The organism is Acidiphilium sp. 20-67-58, from assembly GCF_002255515.1.
GTDB lineage: Bacteria > Pseudomonadota > Alphaproteobacteria > Acetobacterales > Acetobacteraceae > Acidiphilium.
In genome coordinates this window covers 1-16,886 of sequence record NZ_NCAS01000005.1, presented here as the reverse complement: position 1 = coordinate 16,886, position 16,886 = coordinate 1, and the positions used below count along the sequence as shown (strand labels likewise).

The 16,886-nt window shown below is 68.5% G+C and carries 16 protein-coding genes; 3 read left to right on the top strand and 13 right to left on the bottom strand.

Translation table 11 applies throughout. The features are described 5' to 3' along the window. Positions 1-16: 16 nt before the first annotated feature. Positions 17-916, top strand: a complete 900-nt coding sequence (locus tag B7Z76_RS03030) for a GntR family transcriptional regulator (protein WP_174503871.1) — start codon at positions 17-19, stop codon at positions 914-916. 134 nt (positions 917-1,050) lie between these two features. Here B7Z76_RS03030 and B7Z76_RS03025 read toward each other — a convergent pair whose 3' ends face one another. The 11 genes from B7Z76_RS03025 to B7Z76_RS02975 all read right to left on the bottom strand — a co-directional run bounded on the left by B7Z76_RS03025 (position 1,051) and on the right by B7Z76_RS02975 (position 11,072). After that, a complete protein-coding gene (locus B7Z76_RS03025; protein ID WP_291342140.1) occupies positions 1,051-2,538 on the bottom strand; it encodes a carboxypeptidase M32 in 1,488 nt (495 codons plus the stop codon). Between the two features lie 14 nt (positions 2,539-2,552). Beyond that, on the bottom strand, positions 2,553-3,269 hold the full coding sequence (locus B7Z76_RS03020) for an SURF1 family protein (RefSeq protein ID WP_291342075.1): 717 nt from the start codon (positions 3,267-3,269) through the stop codon (positions 2,553-2,555). Positions 3,270-3,272: 3 nt separating this feature from the next. Next, a complete protein-coding gene (locus B7Z76_RS03015; RefSeq protein ID WP_174503869.1) occupies positions 3,273-4,124 on the bottom strand; it encodes a cytochrome c oxidase subunit 3 in 852 nt (283 codons plus the stop codon). Between the two features lie 48 nt (positions 4,125-4,172). Continuing rightward, positions 4,173-4,346 carry a hypothetical protein gene (locus B7Z76_RS03010; RefSeq protein WP_174503868.1) on the bottom strand — a complete coding sequence of 58 codons (174 nt, stop codon included), beginning with the start codon at positions 4,344-4,346 and terminating at the stop codon, positions 4,173-4,175. Beyond that, positions 4,343-5,296 carry a heme o synthase gene (locus B7Z76_RS03005; protein WP_174503867.1) on the bottom strand — a complete coding sequence of 318 codons (954 nt, stop codon included), beginning with the start codon at positions 5,294-5,296 and terminating at the stop codon, positions 4,343-4,345. Before B7Z76_RS03005 ends, B7Z76_RS03010 begins: the two co-directional genes overlap by 4 nt. A gap of 114 nt (positions 5,297-5,410) precedes the next feature. Then, positions 5,411-7,009, bottom strand: coding sequence for a cytochrome c oxidase subunit I (gene ctaD, locus B7Z76_RS03000; protein WP_174503866.1), 1,599 nt, complete (start codon positions 7,007-7,009; stop codon positions 5,411-5,413). A 31-nt stretch (positions 7,010-7,040) separates the two neighbouring features. After that, on the bottom strand, positions 7,041-7,991 hold the full coding sequence (gene coxB / locus B7Z76_RS02995; protein WP_174503865.1) for a cytochrome c oxidase subunit II: 951 nt from the start codon (positions 7,989-7,991) through the stop codon (positions 7,041-7,043). A 164-nt stretch (positions 7,992-8,155) separates the two neighbouring features. After that, entirely contained in the window at positions 8,156-8,857 is a 702-nt protein-coding gene (locus B7Z76_RS02990) for a class I SAM-dependent methyltransferase (RefSeq protein ID WP_174503864.1), read from the bottom strand. 175 nt (positions 8,858-9,032) lie between these two features. Beyond that, a complete protein-coding gene (locus B7Z76_RS02985) occupies positions 9,033-9,650 on the bottom strand; it encodes a GcrA family cell cycle regulator (protein WP_291342069.1) in 618 nt (205 codons plus the stop codon). 119 nt (positions 9,651-9,769) lie between these two features. Further along, positions 9,770-10,318, bottom strand: coding sequence for an SH3 domain-containing protein (locus B7Z76_RS02980; protein ID WP_236656376.1), 549 nt, complete (start codon positions 10,316-10,318; stop codon positions 9,770-9,772). Then, complete coding sequence (locus tag B7Z76_RS02975; protein WP_174503862.1) at positions 10,305-11,072, bottom strand: molybdopterin-synthase adenylyltransferase MoeB; 768 nt, start codon at positions 11,070-11,072, stop codon at positions 10,305-10,307. The genes B7Z76_RS02980 and B7Z76_RS02975 overlap by 14 nt, the downstream gene beginning before the upstream one ends. Positions 11,073-11,339: 267 nt before the next feature. Between B7Z76_RS02975 and queC the strand changes: the two genes are divergently transcribed. Beyond that, entirely contained in the window at positions 11,340-12,083 is a 744-nt protein-coding gene (queC, locus tag B7Z76_RS02970; RefSeq protein WP_174503861.1) for a 7-cyano-7-deazaguanine synthase QueC, read from the top strand. A gap of 267 nt (positions 12,084-12,350) precedes the next feature. Then, positions 12,351-13,763 (top strand): nitronate monooxygenase family protein, encoded by a 1,413-nt coding sequence (locus B7Z76_RS02965; protein ID WP_174503860.1) that lies wholly within the window; start codon positions 12,351-12,353, stop codon positions 13,761-13,763. Between the two features lie 164 nt (positions 13,764-13,927). Here the strand turns inward: B7Z76_RS02965 and B7Z76_RS02960 are convergent, their stop codons facing one another. Together B7Z76_RS02960 and B7Z76_RS02955 are read right to left on the bottom strand one after the other, a co-directional pair. Then, complete coding sequence (locus B7Z76_RS02960) at positions 13,928-16,282, bottom strand: xanthine dehydrogenase family protein molybdopterin-binding subunit (protein ID WP_291342065.1); 2,355 nt, start codon at positions 16,280-16,282, stop codon at positions 13,928-13,930. Further along, positions 16,279-16,752, bottom strand: coding sequence for a (2Fe-2S)-binding protein (locus tag B7Z76_RS02955; RefSeq protein ID WP_174503858.1), 474 nt, complete (start codon positions 16,750-16,752; stop codon positions 16,279-16,281). Before B7Z76_RS02955 ends, B7Z76_RS02960 begins: the two co-directional genes overlap by 4 nt. Positions 16,753-16,886 lie beyond the last annotated feature (134 nt).

The window sequence follows — 16,886 nt, the reverse complement described above, 5'->3', positions numbered from 1 at the left end:
GACACGCCGGAGCGGGATGGCCAAACCGAATACGCTGCTGAAACGAACGAGCAACGCCCTGCTCGATCATATCGCCACACTCGATACCGGCGACACCTCGCTCGGCTCCGACAGCGCCCTCGCCCGCCATTTCGGCGTGAGCCGCACCACCGTCCGCGCCGCCGTCGAGGCGATGATCGCCCAGGGCATCCTCGCCCGCGGGGCCGAGGGGCTGGAAGTGCTGCGCCGCCCGGAACGCGCCGATTACTACGCCGAATCCGAGACCGACGGCCCGCAGGACCAGATCGAGCGCGTCTTCATGCAGCGCGTCCTGCTCGGGGACTGGCGGCCCGGCCACATGTTCTCCGAGGCCGAGCTGGCGCGCGACAGCAACGCCAGCACCGTCTCGGTCCGCGAATTCCTGATCGGCTTCTCCCGCTTCGGCCTGATCGCCAAGCAGCCGCGCGGCGGCTGGGTGCTGCGCGAATTTCACGACGGTTTCGCCGCCGAGGTGGCCGACATGCGCGAGCTGATCGAGCTTGCCGCCATCGCGCGGATGCCCCGCGGCGGCGATCCGGCCATCGCCGAGGCAGCCGAGGCGCTGATCCTCCGCCACCGCGAGATCGAGGCCGCCATCGCCCGCCGCTACACCGAATTCGCCGCGCTCGACCGCGATTTCCACCTCTGGATCATCGGCTTCCTCAACAACCGGTTCGCCCACGATTTCTACGACATCGTGTCCTTCCTGTTCCACTATCATTACCAGTGGGACCGGCATCACGAGATCGAGCGCACCGCGATCGCCATCACCGAACATCTGGCCGTGCTCGATGCCATGCGCGCCGGCAGCATGTCGCGCGCCCGCCAGGGTCTCGAAACCCATCTCGCCACCTCGCGCGCCTCGCTCAAGGCCGGCCTGCGGCGGGACGCCGCATAGTCATATCCCCCGGCGGGACGCCGCATAGTCATATCCCCCGGCGGGACGCCGCATAGTCATATCCCCCGGCGGGACGCCGCATGGTCATATCCTGCGGCGGGACGCCGCATGGTCACATCCCGAACGGGATCGCCTCAGTCGAGATAGCGCGCCCGCAGATGCGCCTCGAAATCCGTGGGGTCCAGCCTCTTGCCGGTCGCCTCCACCAGCAGCTCGTTGAAGCCGAACCGCGCCCCGTGCCCATGCACATTCGCCCGCAGCCAGTCGCGCAGCGGCGTGAAATCCCCCTCGCCCAGCGCCGTGTCGATCTCCGGCCGCGCCCGCCGCGCCGCGCCCATCAGCTGCGCCGCCGCCATCGCCCCCAGCGTGTAGGAGGGAAAATAGCCGAACAGCCCGGCATACCAGTGAATGTCCTGCAAACACCCCTTGGCGTCGTCCGGCGGCACGATGCCGAGCAGCGCCATCATCCCCTCGTTCCACGCCCCCGGCAGGTCCGCCACCGCGAGATCCCCCGCCACCATCGCCGCCTCCAGCCGGAAGCGCAGGATCACATGGGCGGGATAGGTCATCTCGTCGGCCTCGACGCGGATGAAACTCCGCTCGACCCGCCGCAGCCGTGCCGCCAGCCGCGCCGGCGCGAACGCCGCCGCCGCCTGGCCAAATGCCTCGGCAAGGCGCGGCCCGAGCCAGCCGAGAAACGCGTCGGACCGCGCCGCCTGCAACTCGACGATCAGCGACTGGCTTTCATGCACCGCCATCCCCGCCGCCGCCCCGAGCGGCTGGCGCGCCCAGTCCGTGGGTAACCCGGCCTCATACAGCCCGTGCCCGGTCTCGTGCAGCACGCCCATCAGCGCCGAGGCGAAATCGCCCTCGTCATAACGGGTGGTGATGCGGATGTCGCTCGGCGTGCCGCCGCAGAACGGGTGCAGCGAGCGGTCGAGCCGCGCCGCCTTGAAATCGAGCCCCGCCTGCGCGGCGAGCTGGCGGCACAGCGCCTCCTGCGCCGCCTCGGCAAAGGGCGGTGCGCCCGGCGGCGGTGCCGGCGCGCGGCGCTGCCGCGCCTCGGCGGCGGGCAGGTTTTCCCGCAGGAACGCCTCGTACCGCGCGAATACCGGTGCGATCTCCGCCGAGGTCACGCCCGGCTGGTAGGAATCGATCAGCGCATCATAGGGCGAAAGCCCGAGCGCGCCGGAGAGCGCCGCCGCCTGTTCGCGCACCAGCGAGAGCAGCCGGGCGAGCGGCGCCTTCACCGCGGCGAAATCCGCCTCCCGCCGCGCCCCGCGCCAGGCCGCCTCGCAAGCGGCCGATTCCCGCGCCAGCGCCTCGACCAGTGCGGCCGGCAGCACCGTGGCCCGCCGGTGCGCGCGGCGCATCAGCGCGAGGTTGCGCCGCGCCAGCTCTCCGGCCGGCGGCGCCGCCTCGGCTTCATCGAGATCGGCCCCGGTCTGCGGTGCGACCAGCATCTCGTGCGCAATCCCGGCGAGGGTAGCGAGCTGGTCGCCCCGCGCCGGCGCGCCGCCATCCGGCATCATCGCCGCCTGGTCCCAGCCGAGCATCGCGCTCGCCTCCTCGACCACCGCCATCCGCCCGAACCGGGCTTCCAGCCGTTGATACGCCGACATCACCGACAGATCGTTCACGCGGGCTCCAGCAGCACTTTACGGACATAGAAAATATATTCGAGCACGACGACCAGCGCGAGGCCGAACCAGGTCAGCGCGTATTGCTCGGAATTGTTGGGCGGCAGCGGCAGGCTCGGCGCCGGAATCGGCCCGCCCGCCACCGGCTTCGGCCCCACCGCGACCAGCGTGAACGGCGCGACCCGGTGAAACCCGAACGCCGCCCCGATCGCCGCGGGATCGAGCTTGTAGAACACCATCCGCGCAAGGTTCGGCGCCGGCGCGAAAGGCCCGAATTTCTGCGGCGCCTGCACGTAGCCCGACACCACCGCCTTCCCCTCCGGCAGCGGCACCGCGTGCGGCGCCCTTCCCTGCACCCAGCCGAGATCGACCAGCACGACAACCCCGTCCTCGCCCCGGAACGGGACGATCAGCTGCCCGCCCTGCAACGGGCCTTTCGGGGAATTGCGGATCTGGTCGCCATAGAACGCCACCTTGCCGGAAACCCAGGCGCCGCGCAGCGCGACCTTCTCATACGGCGAGGGTTTCTGCCCGAGCGGCACCGGCGCGCGCAGCTGGGCGGCGCGGATCTCCTGCTGGATGCGGTCCTTGTAATGCCAGCGATGCACCTGCCAGACGCCGAGGGCGAGGAGCAGGACCAGCATCACCAGGCTGAACACGCCCATCCCGATCAGGCGCCGCCAGCGCGCGCGCGGCAGAGCCTGACCGGTCATGCGTCAGGCGGCGGTAATGGCGCTGCGGCCGAAATAGTAGATGCAGACGAACAGGAACAGCCACACCACGTCAACGAAATGCCAGTACCACGCGGCGGCCTCGAAGCCGAAATGCCGCTTCACGGTGAACTGGTTCCTGAGCGCGCGGAAGAAATTCACGATCAGGAAGGTGGTGCCGACGATCACGTGGAACCCGTGGAACCCGGTGGCGATGAAGAACACCGAGGGGAAGATGCCGCCATGATAGAAATTGAACGGCGAGTGCGTGTATTCGTAGGTCTGCCCGCAAAGGAAGGCGAGGCCGAGCAGCACGGTCACACCGAGCCCCTGGATCAGCCCGCGCCGGTCACCCTCGATCAGCGCGTGATGCGCCCAGGTGATGGTGGTGCCGGAGAGCAGCAGGACCATGGTGTTGAACAGCGGCACCGCGAACGGATCGATCGTCGTGACATGCGCCGGCGGCCAGACCGCCTGGTGCATGTAGCCCTGGTGCTCGGGGAAGAAGAAGAAGTTGAAATACGCCCAGAAGAACGAGACGAAGAACATCACCTCGGAGGAGATGAACAGCGCCATGCCGTAGCGCAGGCCGATCTGGGTGACGAGCTTGTGCAGCCCCGGCGTGCGGCTCTCGCGCACCACGTCGCGCCACCAGACGAACATCGTGCTAACCGCGCCGAGGAAGCCGGCGATCAGGAACCAGTAATCGTTGAAATGCGCGACGAAGATGATCCCCGTCGCGATCAGGATGGCGGACATCGCACCGGTCAGCGGCCAGACGCTGGGCTCCACCAGATGATACGGGTGGGGCACCCGACCCGCGATCTGCCCTTCGGCAGTATGACTTTCAGCGCTCATGAGACACTCTCTCCCGATAGAAGCCGGCCGCGAAGGCCCAGGTATGTTTCACCACATCTGCCCGGCGTGATACAGTTTCACCACGGACACCGCGTAAAGCAGCCCGCACAGCGCGATGAGCGCGGCGAGCAATGCCCAGTTCCGCCCCCGCCGGCGGCGATAGAATTCCTGTCGCGCCTCCGGACTCCAGTCCCTGCTGCTGGTCGGCCGCTGCTCGGTCATATCAGGTGGTCCACCACCAGCGCGCCGAACATCAGGAACAGGTACAGGATGGAGAACTTGAATGCCGCCTTGGCCGGCGCGTCGCGGGTCAGGCTGTTGCCCGCCTCGTCCTGCCGGTCGCGCAGCACCCGCCACGCATGCCAGACGAACATCAGCCCGAGCACCATGGCGCTCGCGCCATAGACCGGCCCGGTCAGGTGCAGCACATAGGGCAGCAGCGAGAGCGGCACGAGCCACAGCGTGTAGCGCATCACCGCCAACCGCGTCGCCTTCTGCCCCGCCACCACCGGCAGCATCGGCACGCCAGCATTGGCGTAATCCCCCGAGGCGAATAGCGACAGCGCCCAGAAATGCGGCGGCGTCCAGAAAAATATGATGGCGAACAGCACCACCGGCAGCAGCGCGACATGTCCGGTCACCGCCGCCCAGCCGATCAGCGGCGGAAACGCGCCCGCCGCCCCGCCGATCACGATGTTCTGCGGCGTCCGCCGCTTCAGCCACATCGTGTAGATGAACACGTAGAACGCGATCGACCCGGCCAGCAGCATCGCCGCCAGCAGGTTGGTCGACAGCCACATGAGCAGGACCGAGAGGGCCGACAGTGCGACCCCGTAGGCCAGCGCCCCCTCCGGCGCGATCCGCCCGGCCGGGATCGGCCGGCGCGACGTCCGCCGCATCACCGCGTCGATGTCGCGGTCATACCACATGTTGATCGCCCCGGCCGCACCCGCGGCCATGGCGATGCACAATACCGCGGTGAAGCCGAGCACCGGGTTGATCCCGCCCGGCGCGACCAGCAGCCCCGCAGCACCCGAATATACCACGAGATACAGCACCCGCGGCTTGAGCAGCGCCAGCCAGTCCCCCGCCGTCGCGCCGAGGATCGACTGGTCGAGCAGCGCTTGTTCGGGTGCGGCGGAAGCGGAGGTCCGCAGGATCGTATCGCTCATTCCATCAATCCTGCCGGCGCGGCATGGCCGTGGCCGGTATTGCCGGTGTCGCAAGGATGAGGGCCTCTCCGTCGGAGAGACCCCGCAATCCCTGCCAGATCCGGGCGATCCGCGTCAGCGGATCACCGGAACGTCTTCGAAGGTATGGTGCGGCGCCGGCGAGGGCACTGTCCACTCCAGGGTCGTCGCACCCTCACCCCAGTAATTCGCGGCGAGGGTCTGCTTTCCGGTGAAGATCTTGAACAGGATGTAGAAGAACACCAGCGTGCTCACACCCGAGATCATCGCCCCGACCGACGAGACATAGTTCCACCCCGCGAACGCCACCGGATAATCCGGATAGCGGCGCGGCATCCCGGCAAGGCCAAGGAAATGCTGCGGGAAGAAGGTCAGGTTCACGCCGATGAAGAACAGCCAGAAATGCAGCTTCGCCGCCGCTTCCGGATAAGGCTGGCCATACATCTTGCCGATCCAGTAGTAGAACCCGGCGAAGATCGCGAAGACCGACCCCATCGACAGCACGTAATGGAAGTGCGCGATCACGAAATACGTGTTGTGCAGCTCGGTATCGAGGCCGGCATTGGCCAGCACCACGCCGGTCGCACCGCCGAGCACGAACATGAAGATGAAGCCGATCGCCCAGATCATCGGGGTCTTCAGCTCGATCGAGCCGCCCCACATCGTCGCGATCCACGAGAACACCTTCACACCCGTCGGCACCGCGATCACCAGCGTCGCCGCCTCGAAATAGACCTTGCTGTCCATCGAGACGCCGGAGACGAACATGTGATGCGCCCAGACCACGAAGCCGACGAACCCGATCGCCACCATCGCGTAGACCATGCCGAGATAACCGAAGATCGGCTTCTTCGAGAAGGTCGAGACCACGTGGCTGATCACGCCGAAGGCCGGCAGGATCATGATGTACACTTCAGGATGACCGAAGAACCAGAACAGGTGCTGGAACAGCACCGGGTCGCCGCCGCCGGCCGGCTCGAAGAACGAGGTGCCGAAATTGCGGTCCATGATCAGCATGGTGATCGCGCCGGCCAGCACCGGAATCGCCAGCAGCAGCAGGAACGCCGTCACCAGCATCGACCACACGAACAGCGGCATCTTGTGCATGGTCATGCCCGGCGCGCGCATGTTCAGGATGGTGGCGATGAAGTTGATCGCGCCCAGCAGCGAGGAAATACCGGCCAGATGCAGCGAGAACAGGGTGAAGTCGGTCGCGACGCCCGGCTGGTAGGTAATGTCGGAGAGCGGCGGATACAGCGTCCAGCCCACGCCCGACCCGGCGCCGACCAGCAAGCCGAGATTGACGAAGATGAACGCCATGAACAGGAACCAGAAGCTCATGTTGTTGAGCCGCGGGAAGGCCATGTCCGGCGCGCCGATCATCATCGGCACCATCCAGTTGCCAAACCCGCCGATCAGCGCCGGCATGACGAAGAAGAAGATCATCAGCAGCCCGTGCGCGGTGACGATCGCGTTCCACGCCTGGCCGGAGGTGACCAGCGTATTGTTCGGATGCGCGAGCTGCGCGCGCATGATCATCGAGAGGACACCCCCCTCGATCGCGGCGATGATCGCCCAGGTGATGTAGAGAGTGCCGATATCCTTGTGGTTCGTGCTCATCACCCAGCGGCGGAAGAAGCCGGGCTGGTGGTGGGCATGCTCACCATGGGCATCGTGCAGTGCGGTCGCGGACATTGTCATATGCTCCTGATTCGCCGACTACGATTTATCGCGTGGTTTCCGCCGGGCCCGCGCTCGCCAGCGCGATCCCCGCGGTGCCGGCCGAAGCCGCCTTCTGCGCCGCCGCCTTCAGGGCCAGCACCTCATACTTGTGCACCGGCGGCACATTGCCCTGGGCGGCATCGGCTTTCGCCTCGGCCAGCCACGCCTGGAATTCCTTCATCGGCAACGCAACGATCTCGATCGGCATGTTATCGTGGTTCATGCCACAGATCTGGTTACATTCTCCATAATATACACCCGGCGCGTCGATCTGCGTCCACTGCTTCCAGTACTGCCCCGGAATCGCATAGCGCTGGACGCCGAGCGAGGGGATGAAGAACGAGTGCAGCACGTCGGAGCTGGTGATCTTGAACACGATCTTCTTGTTCGCCGGCACCACCAGCGGATGATCGACCGAAAGCCGCGCGATCTGCCCCGGCTTGATCTGGTTGTCCGGCACCGGATACGAGGTGAAATCGACCCCCTTGGCGGTGGGGTAGTCGTATTCCCAGTACCACTGGTGACCGGTCACCTTCACGGTCATGTACGAATGCTTGTAGTTCGACTGCTCGTAGATCAGGTTGAGCGAGGGCACGAAGATCACGATCAGCAGCAGCGCCGGCACCACCGTCCAGACCACCTCGATCAGCGTGTTGTGCGTCGTCGTCGAGGCCACCGGGTTCTTGGAGGCACGGAACCGCACGATCACGATCCCCAGCAGCAGGCCGACCAGCCCGACCACGCCCGCCATGAGCCAGAGCACGAACTGCATCAGCCAGTCGATATTCTTCTGGATCGGGCTGGCCGCCGGCTGGAACCACCACTCCCACGGCCGCGGTGCGTGAACCGGAAAGCCCACGGCGTTCTTCGCGTCGGCGAGCGCCGGCTGCGTCGCGGCGATCGCCACCGCGAGGCCGATCAGGCCCATGAACAGATATTGATTGGATCGTTTCATCAGCTCCGCCAATTCCGTGTGCTCGGGCCGCGTTCAGCGCGACCGTCCAGGTCAGTTGGGTGAAAAACAAGCCATGGCGCACACGGAGCGGATTACGCCCGGTTCACGCGCATTCAACGAATGGGATATAACACACGCATCGCGCGATCAAGCCATCTATGCGATTAACCCGGCCGCACCGATGCGGGATCAGGGTTGCTCAGCGAGACCAGCCGGAACAGCCCGAACGGCCACATCGGCACCGCCGTCGCCGCCTTGCGCTGCTCCGCCGGGATCAGCCGCTCGATGGCGAAATCCGGGTGCCATCCCAACGCCCGCGAGGCCGGCGCCAGCGCCCGCTCGACCAGCGCCATCGGCCCCGATTCGGCGGCGAAATGATTGACGAACAGGATCAGCCCGCCCGGCCGCACCACCCGCCGCAGCTCGGCCGCCAACCGGCGCGGATTCGGCACCACGGAGGCCACGAACATCGCCACCGCGATGTCGAAGCGGTGATCCTCGAACCCGGTCGCCTCGGCGTCCAGCTCCAGCAGCTGGCGCACATTGCCCAGCCCCTCGCGGGCCACCCGCGCGCGGGCGCGCTCCAGCATGTCGGTGGAAAGGTCGATGCCGGTGATCCGTTTTTCCGGGCGGTAATGCGGCAGGGCCAGCCCGGTGCCGACCCCCACCTCCAGAACCTCGACCCCCTCGGCCGCGTTCACCGCGGCCACCGCCGCCCGCCGCGCCGGGGCGGACACCGCGCCGAACACCCGGTCATAGACGCCCGCCCAGCGGCGATAGGCCGCCCGCACCGCATCCGCGTCGAGCGACGATCCGCGCCCTTCGGCATCCACGGCGCCCGGCGCATCGTTATATGCTTCGCTCATACCCGCAGACCGCTCCTGTCGCTGCTGCCGCCCGAACCGCACGAAGCGAGGCGCCGCACCCCTGGCAGAGCCGCGCAAACCCCGATCGCCGCCCCTCCCGGACGCATTTGCCGCGACACTGCTTCAGGCTGGCTTCATGCGCAAGCCCGGATCGCCTCCGGGCCGGCAAAATGCCTCAGGCGACGTCCTCGCGGCGGTCCCGCACGCGAACATAGGCGATCTCGGCATGCGGCTGGCAATACGGCTTGTTGGCCAGTGCCGGATCGCCGCAGAAGCGGAAACTCGCCGTCCCCGGCTCGCCGATCGGCCAGCAGCAGGCCGGCACGCGCGCGGTGGCCCGGGGCTGCGGCTGCACCGGGCGCGACGACACCAGGGTCGGCCGCGCCGGCACCGCCCGCGCGGGGGCCGCCGGCCGCGAAGGAGCAACCGTCCTGATCTCGGTCTCGGCCGCCGGCATCGCCGCGATGGCGGCAGGAGAGGAGACCGAGGCCGGGGCAGGCGCAGTGGACGAGGCCGGCCCGGCCGGCACTGCGAGCGAGGGCAGGGCCGGCTCGGCCGGCACTGCGAGCGAAGGCAGGGTCGGCCCGGTCACCCGCGCCGGCGCCGGCCGCGCGGACGCCGCCCCCGAGGGATCGCGCCGGATCGGCGATGGCCGCGCCGGCAGGTCGAGCCGATGCGCCTTGCCGACCACCGAATTCTTGGAAATGTTCAGCCGCCGGCCGATTTCAGCGGTCGAAAGCCCTTCGTCCCAAAGCTGGCGGAGACGGGAAACGATCTCGTCGGTCCATTCCATGGCCTGTCCTGCCCCTCTCTTTTGCTACAACATTCTGTAGCCGAGCGGCGCCTCGTTCTCAACATCTAGTTGAGCGACCGTTGCGAGATTTCTGTGGAAAACCCGTATTCGCGTACCGCCTATTTCACCGCCTCGCCGGCGAAGCTGCCCCAGAACGCGTCCCGCCGGAGCCATCCGGTCCGATGTCCGGCCTCGACCCGGCACCATGTCGCGCCCGCCTGGCAGCTCCGGATCACGCCGAGCACCCCCTTGTCGAGATAGGCCACCGCCGCCGCGTCCCGCCGCGGCGCCGCCCGCAGCGTGCCCCGCGTCGCGGTCACGATGAAGCTGCGCACCCCGTGCAGCAGCGCCTCGTGCACCCAGCCATCGCCGCCATCGGGGGCGACCACGTGCCGCCACACGTTGAACTCCCCCGTCACCTCCACCGGCAGGTCGAAGCGGTGATAGACCCAGACGATCGGATACTGGAAGCCCGGCCCCGCCCGCATGTAGATTTCCTTCGAGCGGAAACTCTCGAAGCGCGGCACCGGCCAGCCGGTCGCCGATCCCTTGGCCGGCCCCGGTCCCGTCCCGGCCGGCGGTGCCTGCCAGGCGCCGAGCAGCAGCGCCGCCGCCGCGAGTGCGGCGCCCGTCAGCAGGCGGAACCGCCCGCGCCTAGACGCCGCCACAGCCGCCGCATCCCGGCGCGCGCGGCACCGTGATCGTCCGGAACCGCATGTCCAGCGCGTCCCACAGCAGCAGCCGCCCCGCCAGCGAGGTGCCGATGCCCAGGATCTCCTTCATCGCCTCGGTCGCCTGCAACGTCCCCATCACCCCCGTCACCGGGCCGAGCACCCCGGCCTCCGAACAGGTCGGCACCATGCCGGCCGGCGGCGCCTCGGGATAGAGGCACCGATAACAGGGGCATTCCGGCCCGGCATGCGGCTTGAAGGTGGAAATCTGCCCCTCGAAGCGCAGCACCGCCGCCGAAACCAGCGTCCGCCGCGCCGCGACACAGGCATCGGCGACGAGGAATCGGGTCGCGAAATTGTCGGTCCCGTCGAGCACGATGTCGTGCGCGGCGACCAGTTCGCCGACATTCCCCGCCTCCAGCCGGGCGCGTATCGGGGTGACGCTGACCTCCGGGTTGAGCCCGCGCATCGTCGCCGCCGCACTCTCCACCTTCGGCGCGCCGAGAAACGCGACCCCGTGGGCGATCTGCCGCTGGAGATTGGAGAGTTCCAGCACATCGTCATCGATGATGGAAATCCGCCCCACCCCGGCTGCCGCGAGATAAAGTGCCGCCGGCGAGCCGAGCCCGCCCGCGCCGATGATCAGCACCGAGGCCGCGCGCAACCGCGCCTGCCCGGTCCCGCCCACCTCGCGCAGCAGGATGTGGCGCGAATACCGCGCGATTTCGGTTTCGGTAAAATCCAGATCCATGCTGCACAGATTCGCATCGCCCGCCGCCGTTCGCAAGGGCGCGGAAAACGCGCCCGCTCCATACCGACAACAACGCGCTCGGCGCGCCCGCTCCATATCAATACCAACGCGGAAAACGCGCCCGCTCTATACCAATACCACCGCGCTCGGCGCGCCCCCTCTATATCGACAACATCGCGGCGACCGCGCCCGCTCCATATCAACACCACCGCCAGCACCGCCCCGATCCCGCTTGATCGCAACCGCCCCGCCCGGCATCCTCTCCCGATGACCACGCCCCCCCAGGAAGCCGCCAGCGCGGCACTCGTCCTCTTCTCCGGCGGCCAGGACAGCGGCACCTGCCTCGCCTGGGCGCTCGACCGCTACGACCGGGTCGAGACGATCGGCTTCTTCTACGGCCAGCGCCACGCGGTCGAGCTGGAGTGCCGCGCCCCGCTGCGCGCCGCCATCGCGGCCCTGCGCCCCTGGCGCGCCACCCTCGGCGCCGACACGATGCTCGACCTCAGCGCCGCCCTCGCCACGATCGGCACCACCGCGATGACCGCCGAGATCGAGATCGAGACCACCGAATCCGGCCTGCCCAACACCTTCGTCCCCGGCCGCAACCTGCTCTTCCTCACCTATGCCGCCGCCCTCGCCTATCGCCGCGGCATCCCCACCCTGGTCGGCGGCATGTGCGAGACCGATTATTCCGGCTACCCCGACTGCCGGAACACCACGATGCAGGCCATGCAGCTCGGCCTCACCCTCGGCCTCGACCGCGCGGTCACGATCGAGACCCCGCTGATGTATCGCGACAAGGAAGCCACCTGGGATCTCGCGGCCAGCCTCGGCGGTGGCGCACTGGTCGAGGCGCTGCGCACCCTCAGCCACAGCTGCTACCGCGGCGACCGCTCGGTCCTGCACGAATGGGGCCATGGCTGCGGCGCCTGCCCCGCCTGCGACCTGCGCGCCGCCGGCTGGCAGCGCTGGCGCGCCGGGCGCGGGGCGGATTTTGTGACTGGCTTGTGACAGTTTCGTATGCTGGTGGCCCGTCCGGCTGTTTCTCGTGCATCCATTTGATGATATGAATACGTATCCGGGTGGTGCAGACGGTCGCGACACCGCACCGCAGGCCGGGACAGGACGCCACACCGGCGCGCCGGCGGCATCTCCCGCCGGAGCGAGGCTGGCGTCCCGTCCGCCAGGTCCGCGGTCCGCAGCGCGATATCGGCAGAAGGCTGGTTGTGTTGAAACTCACGAGAGCGCCGCACGGGTGGCGCACAGGTTAGCGAGACGATGAAGACGATCAATGCGATCAGGATGGGTGGCGTCGAGGTTCTCCCGCTGGTCGAGGGCGGCAAGGGTGTGGCGGTCTCGAACGGGCTTTCCGCCGGAAGCTGGGCCGCCTCGGGCGGCGTCGGCACGTTCAGCGCCGTCAACGCCGACAGCTACGACGATGCCGGCCGGCCGATCCCGCAAGTCTATCGCGGCACCACCCGCCGCGCCCGGCACGACGAGCTGGTCGCCTACGCGATCGAGGGCGGCATCGCCCAGGCCCGCCGCGCGCACGAGGAATCCGGCGGCCAGGGGCGCATCCACGCCAACATCCTCTGGGAAATGGGCGGTGCCGAGCGCGTCATCACCGGCATTCTCGAAGGGGCGAAGGGCCTGGTGAACGGCATCACCTGCGGCGCCGGCATGCCCTACCGGCTGTCCGAAATCGCCTCGAAATTCAACATCCACTACTACCCGATCGTCTCCTCCGCCCGCGCCTTCAACGCGCTGTGGCGCCGCGCCTATCACAAGGCGGCGGAACTCCTCGGCGGCGTCGTCTACGAAGACCCCTGGCTCGCCGGCGGCCATAACGGCCTGTCCAATTCCGAAGACCCGACCAGGCCCGAAAGCCCGCTGCCCCGCGTCATCGAGCTGCGCCGGCAGATGCGCGCCTTCGGCCTCGACGAAACGCCGATCATCATGGCCGGCGGCGTCTGGTGGCTGGAGGAATGGGAAGACTGGATCGACAATCCCGAGCTTGGCCCCGTCGCCTTCCAGTTCGGCACCCGCCCGCTGCTGACGAAGGAAAGCCCGATCAGCGATCTCTGGAAGCAGAAGCTCCTCACCCTGAAGCAGGGCGATGTCTATCTCAACCGCTTCTCGCCCACCGGCTTCTATTCCAGCGCGGTGAACAACGGCTTCATCCAGGGCCTGCGCGCCCGCAACGAGCGGCAGGTCGCCTACACCACCGAGCCGGTCGGCGAACATACCGAGGAATACGGCGTCGGCCCGCGCAAGCGCCCGGTCTGGCTCACCCCGGCCGACCTCAAGGACGTCCACGCCTGGGAGCGCGAGGGCTTCACCGAGGCGATGCGCACCCCGGATTCCACCCTCATCTTCGAAAGCCCCGAAGCCGCCGAGGACATCCGGCGCGACCAGGTGAACTGCATGGGCTGCCTCTCGCAGTGCCGCTTCTCCAACTGGTCGCAGGAGGAGCCCGATTTCTCCAACGGCAAGAAGGCCGACCCGCGCAGCTTCTGCATCCAGAAAACCCTGCAGGACATCGCCCACACCCATAACGACCCCGATTCGGTCGACCAGAACCTGATGTTCAGCGGCCATAACGGCTACCGCTTCGCGACCGACCCGTTCTACTCCAACGGCTTCATCCCCTCGGTGAAGCAGCTCGTCGAACGGATCCTCACCGGCCGCTGACCGCTTCCCTTGCCTACCGGAAGCTGACCGCTTCCGTTGCCTACCGGAAGCTGACCGCTTCCGTTGCTTTCCGGAAGCTGACCGCTTCTGTTGCTTTCCGGAAGCTGACCGCTTCCGTTGGTTTCCGGAAGCTGACCGCTTCCGGCCCCACGATCTCGCCGCCCTCAGCCGATGCCGAGGGCGGCCAGCACGCGGGCGGGGGTGATCGGCAGTGAAGTGATCCGCGCGCCGCGCGGCGAGAGCGCGTCGTTCACCGCGTTCAGCACCGCGGCGGCGGCGGCGGCAGTGCCGGCCTCGCCCACGCCCTTGGCGCCGATATGGCTCTCCCGCGTCGGCGTGCAGACATGGCCGATCACGATGTCCGGCATCTCGGCCGCCATCGGCACGAGATAATCCGCCATCGTCGCGTTCAACATCTGCCCCTCGGAATCGTAGCGGCATTCCTCGAACAGCGCCGCCCCCAGCCCCTGCACCACGCCGCCGCGAATCTGCTCGTCCACCAGCAACGGGTTGATGATCGTCCCGCAATCCTCGACCACGTAATGCTTCAGCAGCCGCACGAAACCGGTCTCGGCGTCCACCTCCACCACCGACGCCTGCACCCCGTTGGTAAACGCGAAGGGATAGTCCCGCGGCACGTAATGCCGGCTCGCGACCAGCGCCGGCTCCACCCCAAGCGGCAGCGTGTCGGGCCGGAAATGGGCGATGCGCGCCAGCTCGGCGAGGCTCATCCGCTCAGCCCCGCCCGCCGCGTCCACGATCACGCCATCCCTGATATCGAGCGCTTCCGGTGCGGCCTGCAGGATGCTCGCGGCCAGCGCCAGCGCGCCCTGCCGCAGCGCAGATGCGGCGCGAAACGCCGCCTCGCCGCCCACCCCCGCCCCGCGCGAGGCCCAGGTGCCGCCGCCATAGGGTGTGGCATCGGTATCGCCGAGCTTCACCAGCACCCGCGCCGGGTCCACCCCCATCGCCGCGGCCGTCACCTGGGCGAGCATCGTCGTCGTCCCCTGCCCCTGCTCGGTGGTGCCGGAGAGCAGCACCACGTCGCCGGCCGCATCCAGCCGCGCCGTCGCCCCGTCCTGCGCCGCGATCCGCGCCCCGCCAACGCCGTAGAACGCCGCCCCCGGATTGGTGATCTCGATGAAACTCGCAATCCCGATGCCCCGCCACACCCCGCGCGCCCGCTGCCCTGCCTGCTCCGCCCGCAGCGCGTCATAGTCCATCAGCCGGACCAGCTCGTCGAGACAGGCATGGTGCGACAGCGCCTCGAACCTCATCCCCGCCGGCGAGACGCAGGGATAGGCGTCGTCGGCGATCAGGTTGCGCCGCCGCATCTCGACCGGGTCGATCCCCCGCCGCCGCGCCGCCTCGTCCACCAGCGCCTCGGTCACCGCCGTCGCGATCGGATGCCCCACCGCGCGATATTGCGACATCATCGCCTTGGTCTGGAACACCACCCGCGCCCGCGCCGCGTAATGCGCGAACGCATACGGCCCGCCGACCAGGTTGATCACCTGGTTCGCCTCCACCGCCGAGGTGCGCGGATAGGCCGAATACGGCCCGACCCCGGTCAGATCATCCACCGCGAACCCCTCGATCCGCCCGTCCGCCGCAACCCCGATCCGCGCCGAAACACAGTGCCCGCGCGCATGGATATCGCCGGTGAAACTCTCCAGCCGGTCGGCCACGAACCGCACCGGCCGGCGCAGGATGCGGCTCGCCGCCACCGCCGCCATCTCGTCGGGATAGACATGGATCTTGATCCCGAACGACCCGCCGACATCCGGCCCGATCACCCGCACTTGCCGCTCGGCAAGGCCGAGCAGTGTCGCCAGCACGGTCTGGAACATGTGCGGCACCTGGGTGCCGAGATGCACGGTCAGCCGCTGCTCGCCCTCGTTCCAGTCCGCCACCAGCGCGCGCGGCTCCAGCGTCACCCCGGTATGACGGGCGAAATCGAACTCCAGCGCCACGCGCTCCGCCGCCGCGTCGACCGCCACCGCCCCGCCGCCCGCCTCGATCGTCCGCGCGAAGGCGAGATTGTCCCCGAGTTCGGGATGGATCGCCGCCGCCCCCGGTGCCAGGGCGTCCAGCGGATCGACCACCGGCGGCAACGGATCGTAGTCCACGACAATCCGCTCCGCCGCATCCTCCGCCTCGGCCCGGCTCGCCGCCACCACCATCGCCACCGGCTCGCCCTGGAACCGCACCCGCCCGCGCGCCAGCGGATATTGCGGCGCCGATTTCAACCCCTTGAGATGGGTCAGCACACCGACCCACGGCGCGCACCGCCCCTCCAGCGCCGCCGCGTCGAACACGCCGACCACGCCCTGCATCGCCCGCGCCGGCGCGAGGTCGATCGCCCTGATCTGCGCATGCGCGTAGGGGGATCGCAGGAACGCCGCATGCACCATGCGCGGCAGCGCGATGTCGCTGGCGAACAGCCCGCGCCCCTGGGTCAGCCGCCGCGCATCCGGCCGCGCCATCGCCCGCCCGATCGGCCGGTCGGCGCCGTTCATGCCGCCCTCCGCGCCCGCGCCGTCGCCTCGACCGCGTCGATGATCGCCTCATACCCGGTGCAGCGGCAGTAATTGCCCGAAAGATGCGCGCGGATCGCCGCGCGGTCGGTCGGATCGGGCGCATGGGCGAGGAAATCCGCCGCCGCCAGCATCATCCCCGGCGTGCAATAGCCGCATTGCAGCGCGTTGCGCCGCCAGAACGCCTCCTGCAAATCCGCCAGCTCGCCCGAATCCGACACCCCCTCGATGGTCTCGACCACGCACCCCGCCGCCTGCACCGCGAGCACGAGGCAGCCGCGCACGATCGCCCCGTCCAGCCGCACCGTGCAGGCGCCACACACGCCATGCTCGCAGCCGAGATGCGTGCCGGTCAGGCCGAGCCGCTCGCGCAGGAAATCGGCGAGATGCAGCCGCGCCGGCACCTCGGCCTCGATGCGCTCGCCATTCACGATCAGGGATATCGCCGTCATGGAGCCAGACATTCCTTCATCACCCGCCGCAGCAGCACCCGCGCCAGGTGCAGCCGCACCGGCGCCGAAATCTCCGGGTCCGCATGCGCCGGCAAATCCTCCGCGAGTGCGGCGCACGCCGCCTCGATCCCCGC

Excerpts from the sequence above, each read along its gene's own strand:
- B7Z76_RS03030 (WP_174503871.1), top strand. The coding sequence starts at position 17 with ATGGCCAAACCGAATACGCTGCTGAAACGAACGAGCAACGCCCTGCTC.
- B7Z76_RS03025 (WP_291342140.1), bottom strand. The coding sequence starts at position 2,538 with ATGTCGGCGTATCAACGGCTGGAAGCCCGGTTCGGGCGGATGGCGGTG.
- B7Z76_RS03020 (WP_291342075.1), bottom strand. The coding sequence starts at position 3,269 with ATGACCGGTCAGGCTCTGCCGCGCGCGCGCTGGCGGCGCCTGATCGGG.
- B7Z76_RS03015 (WP_174503869.1), bottom strand. The coding sequence starts at position 4,124 with ATGAGCGCTGAAAGTCATACTGCCGAAGGGCAGATCGCGGGTCGGGTG.
- B7Z76_RS03010 (WP_174503868.1), bottom strand. The coding sequence starts at position 4,346 with ATGACCGAGCAGCGGCCGACCAGCAGCAGGGACTGGAGTCCGGAGGCG.
- B7Z76_RS03005 (WP_174503867.1), bottom strand. The coding sequence starts at position 5,296 with ATGAGCGATACGATCCTGCGGACCTCCGCTTCCGCCGCACCCGAACAA.
- ctaD (WP_174503866.1), bottom strand. The coding sequence starts at position 7,009 with ATGTCCGCGACCGCACTGCACGATGCCCATGGTGAGCATGCCCACCAC.
- coxB (WP_174503865.1), bottom strand. The coding sequence starts at position 7,991 with ATGAAACGATCCAATCAATATCTGTTCATGGGCCTGATCGGCCTCGCG.
- B7Z76_RS02990 (WP_174503864.1), bottom strand. The coding sequence starts at position 8,857 with ATGAGCGAAGCATATAACGATGCGCCGGGCGCCGTGGATGCCGAAGGG.
- B7Z76_RS02985 (WP_291342069.1), bottom strand. The coding sequence starts at position 9,650 with ATGGAATGGACCGACGAGATCGTTTCCCGTCTCCGCCAGCTTTGGGAC.
- B7Z76_RS02975 (WP_174503862.1), bottom strand. The coding sequence starts at position 11,072 with ATGGATCTGGATTTTACCGAAACCGAAATCGCGCGGTATTCGCGCCAC.
- queC (WP_174503861.1), top strand. The coding sequence starts at position 11,340 with ATGACCACGCCCCCCCAGGAAGCCGCCAGCGCGGCACTCGTCCTCTTC.
- B7Z76_RS02965 (WP_174503860.1), top strand. The coding sequence starts at position 12,351 with ATGAAGACGATCAATGCGATCAGGATGGGTGGCGTCGAGGTTCTCCCG.
- B7Z76_RS02960 (WP_291342065.1), bottom strand. The coding sequence starts at position 16,282 with ATGAACGGCGCCGACCGGCCGATCGGGCGGGCGATGGCGCGGCCGGAT.
- B7Z76_RS02955 (WP_174503858.1), bottom strand. The coding sequence starts at position 16,752 with ATGACGGCGATATCCCTGATCGTGAATGGCGAGCGCATCGAGGCCGAG.